This window comes from Lysinibacillus sp. NPDC096418, from assembly GCF_044762775.1.
Classification (GTDB): Bacteria; Bacillota; Bacilli; order Bacillales_A; family Planococcaceae; genus Lysinibacillus.
In genome coordinates this window covers 44,119-56,999 of the sequence record NZ_JBIWEY010000031.1, presented here as the reverse complement: position 1 = coordinate 56,999, position 12,881 = coordinate 44,119, and the positions used below count along the sequence as shown (strand labels likewise).

Here is a 12,881-nt window from a genome sequence, read left to right as displayed (position 1 = left end):
GGACACCCTTGCTCTTGGCTAACCTCTACTTCTGTCTTCGGGGTTCGGGACTTACACCCTATAGTTCATGTGCATGCCGGGCGCACCAAAAAAAAACACGCTGCCCTAATAGACAGCGTGATATTTACCGTTATTTTTTTATAAATTGTTGCGTCCAGTAATTCCCTGTTTTCACATATCCTACACCGATATGTGTGAAGTTTGCACTTAGAATATTGGCACGATGTCCTGATGAATTCATCCAGCCTTGTACTACTTCTTGCGGTGTACGTTGACCTTGCGCAATATTTTCCCCTGCTGCTGTATATGAAATACCTAATGCAGTCAAACGATCGAATGGTGAACCAAATGTCGGGCTCGTATGTGAGAAATAATTATTCGTTTGCATATCTTGAGATTTTTCACGAGCAGCGGCCATTAATTTTGTATCTACTTGAAGTGGTGCTAAACCAGCTTTCGTACGTTCTGCATTTGTTAGTTCAACCACTTGCTTTTCAAATGCACTAACATCAGAAGTTGATGTTGTTGGTGCTTGAACGGGTGGAGTTTGAACTGGTGGTGTCGAAGGTTGAGTTGATGTTTCTTTATCCTCTGTTTGTTGAGGTGTCGTTGGCTTTGTTGCCGTCACCTTCTCTTCTGTTTGTTGAGGTGGCGTTGGCTTTGTTGCCGTCACCTTCTCTTCTGTTTGTTGAGGCGGCGTTGACTTTGTTGCTGTCACCTTATTTTCTGTTTGTGTAGGTGGCGTTATTTTCGCGACTGCTACTCTATCCTCTGTTTGCGATTTAGTTGGCGCCACCTTAACCTCTGTTTGAGTTGCTTTTGTTGACGTCACATCATCCTGATCCTGTTTAGATAACACCTCTAAATCGTTATTGTCCGCAGTCCCTTTATTAGACATTAGCATATTCTTATATGGTAAATTGTTTAAAGCCTGTTCGATTGAATTAGGTTTGACCAATGTCTCTTCTGAAGTATTTGATTTTTTTACAGAAGCCATTTGAATTGGAGCTGCTAATAAAAATGTTACACAAATTGCAATGAGTATTTTTTTCATTTTGCAATTCCTCCTCTCTGCCAACTATCGTAACTGAGGAATCTCATTAAAATCGCACCACAATTTGTTACCCTTACCATCTGGCATGGTATTTCTCATTAAACTGCAATTCTTCGTAAATATTTTTTGATATTTATACCAATCTAACAAACTATTACGTTTAATAAGGGGTTGACAGTTTACGAACATGAGAACTTCATAAGTACAAATAACAATCTAATATTCCTCAAATCAACGAATAAATTATGAAAAAATGTAAAATCAAAAAAGAGAATGTCTCAAATTATAGAGACATCCTCTTCTGTTTATCATTTTTTAATAAATTGTTGTGTCCAGTAGTTGCCTGTTTTCACATAGCCAACACCGATATGTGTAAAGTTCGTATTTAAAATATTGGCACGGTGACCTGGTGAATCCATCCAAGCTTGTACAACTTCTTGCGGTGTACGTTGACCTTTTGCAATATTTTCACCTGCTGCTTTATATGAAATACCAAGTGCTTTCATACGATCAAAAGGTGAACCGAATGTTGGACTCGTATGTGAGAAATAATTTTTTGATTGCATATCTTGTGATTTCTCGCGAGCGGCTGCCATTAATTTTGAATCCGTTTGAAACGGTGCTAAGCCAGCTTTTGTACGTTCTGCATTCGTTAATTTTACAACCTCTTGTTCAAAAGCATTTACATCAGTAGCGTTTGTTGACGGTTGTGATGGTGTTGTTGATGAATTGTTGTTTTGAGAATTGTTTGTAGTCGGTTTTTTTGAAGGCCATTTTTTACTCGACCATTTATTTTGACCCTGCTTATATGTTGAAGTCTGTTTGACTGTTGTATCCCCCGAAGATGTTGAAGCTGCAGCAGAAGCCATTTGAATGGGAGCTGCTAAAAGAAATGTTACACAAATTGCAATGAGTGTTTTTTTCATTTTGCAATTCCTCCTCTCTGCAACCTATGCTAAAGGAAGATTCATCGAAAAATCCTCCCAACATCTTCTTGTATCACCATTTAACTCAGAGGTTCCCTTTAGAAAAGCCTTTAACTTGCTAGTTTTTTTGAAGATTTGACCAGTCTATGAAATACTTTCGTTTGAAATAGGGTTGACACTTCTCTTAACCTTGTAAAATTTTTACTAGTTTTTATAATATTGAACACCAAAATAGATATTTGCTACAACTGAAAACCCATGCTTAATCTCATCTATATCTTCAAGATTGATCCCAAAGCTAAAATACTCGTCTGGCCCTTGTCCAAAATGCCCAAGTGGAATTTTCTTATCATCCACAGTCAGTAATTCAATAGTTGGCATTGGTAGATCAGCTAGATTATTTGCTACGTTTTGTGTTAAAAAATAGCCACTTTTTGTCGATAGTTTATTTTCTATGCCGAATGTGAAATAAATATCATTTACATCTTCGCGTACAGCTACTTCTGTTAGCACGATTCGAGAATTCCCAACTTGTCCAACGACCTTATTTACGTTTTGACGTTTTGTTGTATCTAGGTCGTACCAATTAGGCATCACAAAAAATTTTACAGCTCTATATTCTTCTCCTATAGTAGAGCGATAACCATCACCAGCCATTACACTTTCTTTGATGGCCTCTGAATCAGAATAATATTGATACAACAACCATCCACCTATTACAATTAGTACGCCTAACACACTAGTTAAAACTTTCTTCAACCCTTGAAACCTGCCTTTCAAATTAAAGAGCTAGAAATCAACTATCGATTTCTAGCTACGCTTTTTAATACATCCCAATTACTTGCACGCTGCCAACATTTTCTCCGATTATGACCAATTTAGCAGGCATCTTCACAAACTCAGGCATCCACTGAACCATGCCATATGCGTATTGGAACAGCATCGGATTTTTCACACCTTCAATTGGAACAAAACCCTTCATACGATACACTGAATCTGGTAATTGACGCACCCAATCTTCAAACTGATCTTGTGTAAATACGCAATTTTCAAATTCCACTAAGCGTGATCCTAATTGCATCGAAGAAATCGGCGCTTTCACAACATCCGCTTTATCCACTGGTGCAGTTGCTACTAAACCTTCTAGTAAATGCAGAGGTACACGCCCATTTGTCGTTTGTAAAATAAATGCTCCCGGATTAAAGCCTTGTAGCTCGTAGACTACTTTCCCCTGCTCTTCTTCAGTAAGTAAATCCATTTTATTTGCTAGCAGTAAATGTGCATGACGGATTTGCTCCATAAATAAAGAACGCACTTGTGGCGTTAACGTATCACGGTTTAACCATAGCTTACTATCTGCTACCGTCACGATCCCTTTAATCGCTAATTTCTCAGCGAATAAAGGAGAATACACCGCATCTAGTGCTTCCACCGGATGAGCAGCACCAGTTGTTTCAATAATAAGTACATCAAATTCACTTTCTAATAGAAGTGATTGGATTTGTGCCTCTGTTTTTTCAGCACCTGTACAACAAATACAGCCTTCTAACATTTCTTTTAATGGAACGTCTTTTTCAACTGCTTGAGAGTCAAAAGGAAGCTTTCCAAGCTCATTCATAATGACAGCTGGTTTTAATCCCTTTTCCTTCAGTTGGCGAATGACATCTGTTAACATAGATGTTTTTCCACTACCTAAAAACCCACTAAATAAATATACGTCTTTCATTTAAAATCCTCCTACACAAAAAGCTGCCGCGAGCGTGCCGTACGAGACGACTGCTGCGACAGCTACAGTGTTAATTTGTTGTTTCCTCAGTTTTTTCTACTTTATCAGTACTTGTTAATAGTTCTTTAGCTTTAACAACTTGAGGATCGTCAGTTTTCAGTTTTGTACGTAATGCATCCATTAAAGCATACGTTGTGACGCCTGTTAACACGCCAGTCTCTTCTAGGTCATTTGCCGCTTGCAATTTCTTCACTGCACGCACAGTATACTTATCAAAATTGCCATCCACTTTTCCTGGCTCGTAGCCTAGAACTTCGAGCATTTCCTCCGCAGCTTTCACTGCTTCAGATACTGAGCCTTCTTTCATTTCGATAGAAGAATCTAAATAAGGAAGAGACGCATAAGTTGGGTATGGAACTGCAACATCTGGTTTAATTCCTTTTTCATTAATCCAGTTGCCATTTGGCGTTAACCATTTGCCTGTTGTAAATTTTAAGATAGAACCATCTTTCAAGAATTTATTCACATTCTGAACTGTTCCCTTACCGAATGATGTTTCTCCGACGATTTTTACACCTTTGGATTCACTTAGTGCTGCTGCTAAAATTTCAGAAGCGGATGCACTTCCACCATCAATAAGTACTGTCATCGGTAAATTGTATTTTTTACCGCCAACCGCATTTCTTACATCTATCTTCTTGTTTTTTTCTTCAACCTGTACAATCGTTTTTCCTTCAGCTACAAACAAATTGGCAATTTCAACGGCTTGTTCTAAATAACCTCCAGGATTTTGGCGAAGGTCTAAGACAATGCCCTTCATCCCTTTCCCTTCGTACTCAGCTAAAATTGTCGTTAATTCTTTTGCCGTACTTTCATTAAAGGACGTAATTTGAATGTGAGCAATATTACCATCTAGCATTTCACCATAAACCGTCTCTACAGGAATCTCATCCCTCACAATTGTCATTGCGATAGGCTCTGCTGTTTCTCCACGTTTTATAGTCAACTTTACAGGCGTCCCTTTTTCTCCACGAATTAACGCAACTGCTTCAGATGCACTAAATCCTTGAATACTCTTGCCATCAACCGTTAAAATGATATCTTTTGGTAATAACCCTGCTTTTTCTGCAGGTGAATTTTTAATTGGTGACACGACTGTAATAAAGCCGTTACGATCTTGAATTTCAGCACCGATTCCTTGAAAACTAGATGATAAGTCAGAACTAAAATCATCCGCTTCCTTTTTCACCATAAAATCAGAATACGGATCGTCTAGTGCATCAAACATACCGTTGATGGCACCCTCAACCACTTTTTCATCATCAATATCTTTGTAGTATTTGCTTTTAAGCTCATCAAATGCTTCATATAATGTTGCAAACTCTGCACGTTCAATTGGTACTTTTACCTCTACTACTTTCTTTTCACCGAAAGTTAACGCAAAAATCGTTAAGCCTGCGGTAATTAAGATCGTTAGAAACATAAGCATAATAAATTTAAACGGTTTGATTTGAATAAATTTCCCCGCTGGTTTTATTTCTTCCTGCGGTGTATGCTCTTGCTGTTCTAAACCATCTTTTTTCTGTTCATCCATCTTGATTGTCACCACTCTCATATACACTAACTTGTTGTCACACTACTACCATCTTAACAGGTTATAGAGAAGACGAAAAGAAAAAGACTGTCAAAATTTCACGACCGTCTTCTTCTTTCAATTAACTATGAAAAACTAATCTAGAAATATTATGACATAGGTAATTATTGTCCTGCCTTTTTTATTATCCAAATACCTTTTAAGTCTAGTGTGCACGTATACTACCATTCTATTGTACGCATTAAATAGCAACAGTCAAACTTTTATAAACAATGTTCGATAAAATCATTAATTTTTATTCCTTATGCTTCAAGAATATACGTCACTTGCGCTAATCTTGCGGTTTTTATTTTATTTTCGGCATTTTGCGCTGCGGTTATCCCTACAAATGTACCCGTTTTCACGCGAAAATTGTTGCCATTCTGCTCGACGTAAGCGATCCAGCCAAAACGAGTTTTTAAGACTTCTACCACACTTTCTGCCACTTTCCGATCATTGTATGTGCCTGTTTGAATACGATATTTTTTAGAATCAGGTATAGGTTTTTCAGGTTGTACAGAATTTGCATTCGAAACCATTTGTAAGAAAGTCGCCCAAGATACTTTCCCAGCACGGATGTTACGCGGACAATTTTTCCCACTAAAGTAGTTATGCTGGACAACTTTGCTTATTGGGATGTTTTCTTCTTTCATGATTTTAGCAACGAGGCTCGCTGTATTTTGTAATGCTTTGTTAAAATCTCCATCTCTATTCACACAAATCTCAACGTGAATGCCTTGGTTATTACCTGTAAAAGTTCCAGCGGCCCAACAAGCCCAAAAATGTTCGAATGATTGTACCGCTTCATTTTCATCTACCTGCCAATGCCAACTTGCATCCCTACTATTCCCGTTTATTTGTAACCGGGCATGTGCGTCTGCATCAGCCCCTGTATTTGTATTATCGGTTTCATGGACAACTATATATTTTCTCGCATTATTTTTCCCATTCGTCACTTTTGTAGCTTGTGTGACGGATACTAATTTTTGACGAATTGAAACCATTCCCACTCCTCCTTTCTATAAATTTTTAAAAAAACAATTGAGTAGTTGAACTGATTATAAATAAAACCGATTACAAAAACTGTAATCGGCAAAGCACTACTATTAACCTCCAGAGAAACCTTCGTCACCACCGTACACTTACAAAAATCTTTTAACAACTATGAAATTTGTTGTTAATTCTATATTATGCATCTTCAGCTTCTCTTACTGTGCTTATCTCAATGACTGATTTTTATGGTGGGCTTTGATTTGTTAAAAGAGCTTAACTAACATACAATAGTTTTTATTACTCTTAATTAATGTAGAAGGCGATAGGTGATAGTTTTGACACGCAATTTTAAAATTGAACGTCCGAAAATCCAAACTGATTTACAAAATGGAAATTTCCAAGATATTTATACTGAGGACGATCCTTATTTATCGAACTGTACAATTTCCAATGCAGAAATAGATAATGTGGAGATTGATAAAGCTGTTTTATCAACAATCATTTTTAAAAATACAACATTTATCAATAGTCGTTTTGAAAAAATCGATATGGTCGATATTGTTTTTGAAAACTGTGATTTATCTAATACGAGCTTTAAGGAAGGCATCATACACAGAGTTACGTTTAAAGGTTGCAAATTGATGGGTGTAGATTTCTCTGTAGCTACTCTGGGTAATGTTACATTTGAAAATTGCATGTCGAACTTCAGTAATTTTGTAGAGGCACGTTTAAAACAGGTAATTTTCGATCAAACAACATTGCAAAGTGCTAATTACTACGATTGTCAATTTAACAAGATAAAGTTTGACAACTGTGAGCTTAACAAAGCTGACTTTTATCATACATCTCTTAAAGGAATAGATCTTAGTACATGTACATATGAAGTACTTAATGTGACGCCAGAAAGTTTAAATGGTTGTGTTGTTTCAGCCGATCAAGCGATTGGTTTCTCAAAATTGCTAGGTTTACAAGTAAAGCAATAAATGCATGTCATTTAATAAACAAATTTGAGCAGGTTATACTAATACAGTCAAAAACAGAAATAAGGTGATGATTTGATGAAGTGTATTATAGCTTGCAATAGACAGTTACCCATCCGCTATTTGCCATTACATCAAATATATTTTACACGAGGCATTCACTGCCCCAAGGAAATTACACTCCCCTTCTTTGTGAACGTTGAGTCGAACGGTAATAGCCATTCATTAATGCTTGACTATCTCAAAGAAATAAATGCTCAATATGTCCAGTGTGACTTTCAAATATATAGTGATGATCCTCTCATCATCTCTTTCTTACAACAACATATCCCGAAAGTACAGGTTCAAGGAAAAGTACTTATAATCATGTTATAAAAAAATGATTGGTTCTCAATAGATTCCTTAAAGCATTACAACTAGCTTTCTATATGGTAAAAATCCGCTACACTTTCCCCGGATTTTTAACTGTACATCGAACAACAACATATTAAATTACTCCTATTACTTTTGTAAAATTATCAATATATCTAAAATAAGGCGTGTGTCATACTAAATGAAAAAAAATTTTAAAAATCAGCACCTAATGCTAGAAAGTTTCGGCTATGAATTCCTTGTAGTTTGTCCTAACTGTAATAGTAAATCAAAGGTTATTTCATTAGGCGAACATTCCCCTTATGAAACAAGAATTACAAAAAGGTTTATATGTTTATACTGTGGAATGACTAAAGAATTTGTCCCCAAAAGTAACTGCTTTAACCAATCAATAATTTCATATGGTAGTAAGTGGAATGATGGCTTTATTAATATTGGAGGAGTATTTGATTGGTACTTTGGATATCCCTTATATCTGCAAATGCCTTGTAGTGGCCAGACTTTATGGGCATATAATCTTGAACATTTAGAGTATCTAAAAAAATATGTTCAAGCCGAACTAAGAGAAAACCATCCCTATTATCTAAGTATAGAAAGTAGATTACCTTTATGGATGAAATCCACCAAAAATCGAGATGTGGTTCTTAAAGCCATTGCAAAGTTAGAAAAAAAGGCATCTCAGAACTAAAGGAAAACACCCTCAAATAAAATAGAGTTTGACTCTACAAGATTTGTAGATCAAACTCTGTTTTATTTTAAAGCTTAAATAGCAACAAACTTTGAGAAAACAGCCTTAATAATAATCATTTAAAAAACTACTTATAAACGTATTTATTCTTGTTAAATGCTCTTCTGAAGGGAAATGGCCCATATTGAATGACTGAAAAACCGTCAAATTTGGTATCACTTCTTCCGCTTTCTTTTGTACTGCCCTTTCAGGAAAAAAAATATCTTGTTCACCAGTAATAATTAGCGTGGGTGACTGATAGTGCCGCAATTCTTTTTTCGTTGTTAATTTAGGCATCTCTTGCTCAAGTTTTACATAACGGAAAATATCCCCAATAATAATCTTATCTATTTCCTTCATACTAGTAGCTGACATATTATTCGCTAGTTTTTCAAGATGTTTTTCTGACAAAGTATTTTTATATCGCAGCATAGGTATTAAAATATCATTTATCATCTTTACTTTTGACCCTAGCTTTAATCCCGCTGGAGAAACTAAAATAGCACATTCTATCCTATTCGGTATAAACGCTGCCAATCTTAAAATTATTCCTGCACCAAAAGAAGGACCCAAAAAAGCACATCTATCAATCCTAAAATAATCCATAAGCTCCGTCGTCCATCGAGCAAAACTATCATCCTTACCAGAAATTCTATTTTGAGCACTGTATCCTGGATGCCCAATCGTATCCGGCGCATAAATTCTATATTGTACCAATAAAGGCTTAAACCATGACAATGTCATAGGGTTTATGCAATTTCCTCCTTGGAATATAAACAATGGCTTTCCTTCTAATGGACCAGCAACAAGCAAATGTGTTTCCCCAAAAGATGTGTTTACACGAATTCGTTCAAATTCAAATTGAAAAGACTTTAAGTAATTTTCATAATGCCCTACTATTTGCAGTCTACCCTCTTCACTTTTATAAATTGTTTTCACCATTCACTCATCCCCTACAATTAATTTCACATCATCTCAATCTAAACGAGTACAACATTTATATAATATCCAATATTCTCTCTTTTTTTATAATAATACCTCATACTATGGTCGATACAAAGGATACATAGAGGAAAGGTGGACGTTGTATGAAAATCCGAGAGAATCATTTTACAAAGGTTCAATCATTCGTAACTACAAATAACCTTGAACAATCACAATCAACCATTGACCCAAAAATAGAAAACTATATTCCTAAGCGTACAGACAGCCAAGGAATGGCGAGTATACGGAATTACTCACCAAATGAGGTTGTGAGTAATTCAAATATTAATAGCAATTTGCCTAGACTAAATAGTTTGTCTACACCTAATTGGTATTTGATACCGACAAAAGGTATGACTATTCTACCAAATGATGAACTAATTACACAATTGAAAGCTTTAGCTGGACAACACACATCCTATGAAGAACTTGACCCCAATAATATGCAAATAAATAAACTACTGATACGATACACTTCTTCCGTATCACCAGACCGAAAAGCACTTTATAAAGAGGCTAGGCATGCCATTGAAAAATTCGAATCTGAAAAAAAAGAAAAACTAACACCTTTTGGAGAACTAACACTCGTCTACTTTTTAATGAAAATGGAGGGCCTCATCAAAGATACTGACAAAGTAAAGCTACTCTCAAACGGCGGTACGGTTAGTCCAATCGCCAACTCATTTGGAGGGTATGATTATGATGTAAAAGCTGGTGGGCAAACATTACTCAGAAGTTCAAATGGGAAATGGCAGTATGATGCCACTCCATCAGAAGATCAGAAAACGAAAGAATTTTATCAAATGTATTGGTCATTTGTAGACGAAGCTAACGAGAATTAAAAACAATAGTTAATTACACTAATTGGTATAGCTTGTATGATTAGAATTACGCGTGTGAGTATTGTTCTTAGGGGTTACCATATGCGAAGTTTTTTATTTTACGTTCTATTACTAATCGTGATCTTTATAGCAAAGCTTGACACTTGGAGAGACCCATTAAAACAATATGGTATGTAATTGCAACTGTAAGCATTATCTGCTTAATACTAATGAAAACACACTGAATAATGGAGAATTATCACCCATTGTACCAACGATTCCCATTTATCTACCAGCTCATACTTTTCTATGTTATGATTCTTTGTAAGTGAAATTTTCAATTAGTAAGGAAAAGAGCAGTTCTTTTAAGGAGGGATTTTTCATGAAAAGTAATTTATTCAACCTATTCATAGTTATATCATGGATAGTTTGTTTGGGACATATTATTATCGGTTTCCCTATGGATACATTTATAATGCGTGCGATTACAGGTATAATGTCGATATTTTTTTCTTGTAGTCTACTGTTCCTTTTAATAAAAATTCTTGATAAGAAGAGACAGAAAAAAATGGTGGTGAATGAGTAATACTTCATATGGATTTAATCACTGCTACTATGAGTGACACCTTTTCAAATGGTCGTTTTATCGTAATTTTAGTTTTAATGAATATTTTAATATGGACTATCGGTTTAGGCTTACGTAAATATAAAATGATAATGGCTGAAAGAAGTAAGTAAACGCGTTCCTTGTTTGCATCAATATCAACAAAAAAACCCAACAAGCTCTAGATATCTAGTCACTCATTGGGTATTTTCCACTTAGATTTTTACAAAAATCATCAATTTAAATTATGACTACTCTTGAATAGCCGCTTCTAATGCAACAACAATCATGTCATTAAACGTTGTTTGGCGCTCTTCTGAAGTAGTTACTTCTCCAGTAATGATGTGGTCGCTTACTGTTAGAATTGCAAGCGCTTTACGACCAAATTTTGCTGCTAATGTGTAAAGTGCTGCTGCTTCCATTTCGACAGCAAGTACGCCGTATTTTGCTAACTTATCATATTGATTTTCTTCTGAGTAGAACATATCCGCTGTGAAGATGTTCCCTACTTTTAAGTTAAGATCTGCTGCTTGTCCTGCCTTATATGCTTTGTGTAATAGATCAAAGTTTGCAGTTGGCGCGAAATCAATGTTGCCGCCCCAAATTACTTGATTAATACGTGTATCAGATGACGCTGATTGCGCTAAAATTACATCACGTACTTTTACGTCTTTTTGAATCGCCCCACAAGTACCTACACGGATTAATTTTTGTACATCATATTCTTGCATAAGTTCAGTTGTATAAATTGAAATTGATGGTACACCCATACCAGTACCTTGTACAGAAATTCGCTTTCCTTTATACGTACCTGTATAGCCGAACATATTACGTACTTCGTTGTAGCAAGTAACATCTTCTAAAAACGTCTCAGCGATGTATTTCGCACGTAGTGGATCTCCTGGAAGTAAAATAGTGTCAGCAATTTCGCCTTTTTTTGCATTAATATGAATACTCATACTGCAATCCCTCTTCTCTATAATTTATCACTGTAAATGATACTTTGTTTCAGTCTTTTTCGCAACGATAGACGTCTAACTTTAGAAAAAAGCTAGTACTTTTCAAGCCCTTTGTAAATATTCTTCATATAAACTCCACAAATTATCAAATGTTTCTATCGTTAAATTTTCCGTAGCATACATCTCAATATAGGATGAAAGTTCATTGAAATCCGTGGATTGCTTAGGGAAATTATGTTCATAGAAAACTTCCTCTGCAAAACGGACTTTTAGATCTGACCAATCCCCTCCTCGAAATGTTAAAACAAATAAATAAAAGCTCTTTTTCATAAACGAAAAGTGCCACCCTTCATCACCAATATACTTTTCGTTAGTGTATCAAAAAAAAGGGTGTCCGTCACAAAAAAAAGTTGAATTCTCATAAGAAGTAATACCTAATAGTAAATTCTCCTCTACTATTTTACGCAATTTTTGACTCACCATACCAATAAAACCTACTTTCAGAATTGAAATTGAATTATAGGTATACTGCTGTCGCTTTGCTTTCGCGCAGATAAATTGCACAAAACGTGACGTTAATCCCCAAATGGTCACGCCGGCTCAAAATCAATCAACAATCACTTTATTAAATTTTCAACCTCAATTTTAGTTCAGAGCCAAAATCGTGTTTACCCCAACCAATGTTATAGAACCTTTTCGTTAAAAATGAAGGCTGTTTTCTCAAAGATTGTTGTTTCTGGTATGGCTATTTTCTTCAATTATTGGAGGAACTCAATTTAATTAAGTTCCTCACAATACATTAAATACTTACAATTAAGTCTATTTAGGTCTACACTCAAAAGAATAATTACTTGTGAGATTATTATGGATTTCTAATATGACTTCCCCATCATTTTCATAGCATCCAGCAATGAGTAAATTTATTTCCTTAGCATTGAAATAACTATAGGTATGTATCATAAAAGATACTCCTAATAAAGCAATAATGAACAGCCATAAAAACATTTTTATTTCCTTTTTTTTAAAGATATTCATTTTCACCACCTCCTTTATTCCAACGGAACCAATCTACCCCTTTAATTTATTACGCTTAAAGTCAACG

The 12,881-nt window shown here is 35.5% G+C and carries 15 protein-coding genes; 5 read left to right on the top strand and 10 right to left on the bottom strand.

From position 1 onward, the window contains the following. Window positions 1-130 precede the first annotated feature (130 nt). The 6 genes from ACIQZG_RS19025 to ACIQZG_RS19000 form a co-directional block, all read right to left on the bottom strand. Window positions 131-1,054, bottom strand: coding sequence for a CAP domain-containing protein (locus ACIQZG_RS19025; RefSeq protein WP_402757039.1), 924 nt, complete (start codon window positions 1,052-1,054; stop codon window positions 131-133). A 308-nt stretch (window positions 1,055-1,362) separates the two neighbouring features. Next, window positions 1,363-1,980 (bottom strand): CAP domain-containing protein, encoded by a 618-nt coding sequence (locus ACIQZG_RS19020; RefSeq protein ID WP_402757038.1) that lies wholly within the window; start codon window positions 1,978-1,980, stop codon window positions 1,363-1,365. A 204-nt stretch (window positions 1,981-2,184) separates the two neighbouring features. Continuing rightward, window positions 2,185-2,739: a hypothetical protein gene (locus tag ACIQZG_RS19015; protein ID WP_402757037.1), complete on the bottom strand. Its 555-nt coding sequence runs from the start codon at window positions 2,737-2,739 to the stop codon at window positions 2,185-2,187. Window positions 2,740-2,803: 64 nt separating this feature from the next. After that, window positions 2,804-3,706 carry a CobW family GTP-binding protein gene (locus ACIQZG_RS19010; RefSeq protein WP_402757036.1) on the bottom strand — a complete coding sequence of 301 codons (903 nt, stop codon included), beginning with the start codon at window positions 3,704-3,706 and terminating at the stop codon, window positions 2,804-2,806. 70 nt (window positions 3,707-3,776) lie between these two features. Next, on the bottom strand, window positions 3,777-5,300 hold the full coding sequence (locus ACIQZG_RS19005) for a lmo1851 family serine protease (protein WP_402757043.1): 1,524 nt from the start codon (window positions 5,298-5,300) through the stop codon (window positions 3,777-3,779). A 302-nt stretch (window positions 5,301-5,602) separates the two neighbouring features. Beyond that, window positions 5,603-6,343 carry an N-acetylmuramoyl-L-alanine amidase gene (locus tag ACIQZG_RS19000; protein WP_402757035.1) on the bottom strand — a complete coding sequence of 247 codons (741 nt, stop codon included), beginning with the start codon at window positions 6,341-6,343 and terminating at the stop codon, window positions 5,603-5,605. 315 nt (window positions 6,344-6,658) lie between these two features. On the opposite strand from ACIQZG_RS19000, the gene ACIQZG_RS18995 reads away from it, so the two are divergent. Then, complete coding sequence (locus tag ACIQZG_RS18995; RefSeq protein ID WP_402757034.1) at window positions 6,659-7,315, top strand: pentapeptide repeat-containing protein; 657 nt, start codon at window positions 6,659-6,661, stop codon at window positions 7,313-7,315. 550 nt (window positions 7,316-7,865) lie between these two features. Continuing rightward, on the top strand, window positions 7,866-8,372 hold the full coding sequence (locus ACIQZG_RS18990) for a hypothetical protein (RefSeq protein ID WP_402757033.1): 507 nt from the start codon (window positions 7,866-7,868) through the stop codon (window positions 8,370-8,372). Window positions 8,373-8,477: 105 nt separating this feature from the next. Here ACIQZG_RS18990 and ACIQZG_RS18985 read toward each other — a convergent pair whose 3' ends face one another. Then, a complete protein-coding gene (locus tag ACIQZG_RS18985) occupies window positions 8,478-9,353 on the bottom strand; it encodes an alpha/beta fold hydrolase (RefSeq protein ID WP_402757032.1) in 876 nt (291 codons plus the stop codon). Between the two features lie 146 nt (window positions 9,354-9,499). On the opposite strand from ACIQZG_RS18985, the gene ACIQZG_RS18980 reads away from it, so the two are divergent. The 3 genes from ACIQZG_RS18980 (at window position 9,500) to ACIQZG_RS18970 (ending at window position 10,954) form a co-directional block, all read left to right on the top strand. Then, on the top strand, window positions 9,500-10,237 hold the full coding sequence (locus ACIQZG_RS18980) for a hypothetical protein (RefSeq protein ID WP_402757031.1): 738 nt from the start codon (window positions 9,500-9,502) through the stop codon (window positions 10,235-10,237). Window positions 10,238-10,598: 361 nt separating this feature from the next. Continuing rightward, the gene (locus ACIQZG_RS18975) at window positions 10,599-10,802 is read left to right on the top strand and encodes a hypothetical protein (protein ID WP_402757030.1); all 204 of its coding nucleotides are present in this window, start codon (window positions 10,599-10,601) and stop codon (window positions 10,800-10,802) included. Window positions 10,803-10,810: 8 nt separating this feature from the next. Further along, window positions 10,811-10,954, top strand: a complete 144-nt coding sequence (locus ACIQZG_RS18970) for a hypothetical protein (protein WP_402757029.1) — start codon at window positions 10,811-10,813, stop codon at window positions 10,952-10,954. A 117-nt stretch (window positions 10,955-11,071) separates the two neighbouring features. On the opposite strand, the gene deoD is transcribed toward ACIQZG_RS18970, so the two are convergent. The 3 genes from deoD to ACIQZG_RS18955 form a co-directional block, all read right to left on the bottom strand. After that, complete coding sequence (gene deoD / locus ACIQZG_RS18965) at window positions 11,072-11,779, bottom strand: purine-nucleoside phosphorylase (RefSeq protein ID WP_402757028.1); 708 nt, start codon at window positions 11,777-11,779, stop codon at window positions 11,072-11,074. Window positions 11,780-11,881: 102 nt separating this feature from the next. Then, on the bottom strand, window positions 11,882-12,109 hold the full coding sequence (locus ACIQZG_RS18960) for a YozE family protein (protein WP_402757027.1): 228 nt from the start codon (window positions 12,107-12,109) through the stop codon (window positions 11,882-11,884). A 489-nt stretch (window positions 12,110-12,598) separates the two neighbouring features. After that, on the bottom strand, window positions 12,599-12,814 hold the full coding sequence (locus ACIQZG_RS18955) for a hypothetical protein (RefSeq protein WP_402757026.1): 216 nt from the start codon (window positions 12,812-12,814) through the stop codon (window positions 12,599-12,601). Window positions 12,815-12,881 lie beyond the last annotated feature (67 nt).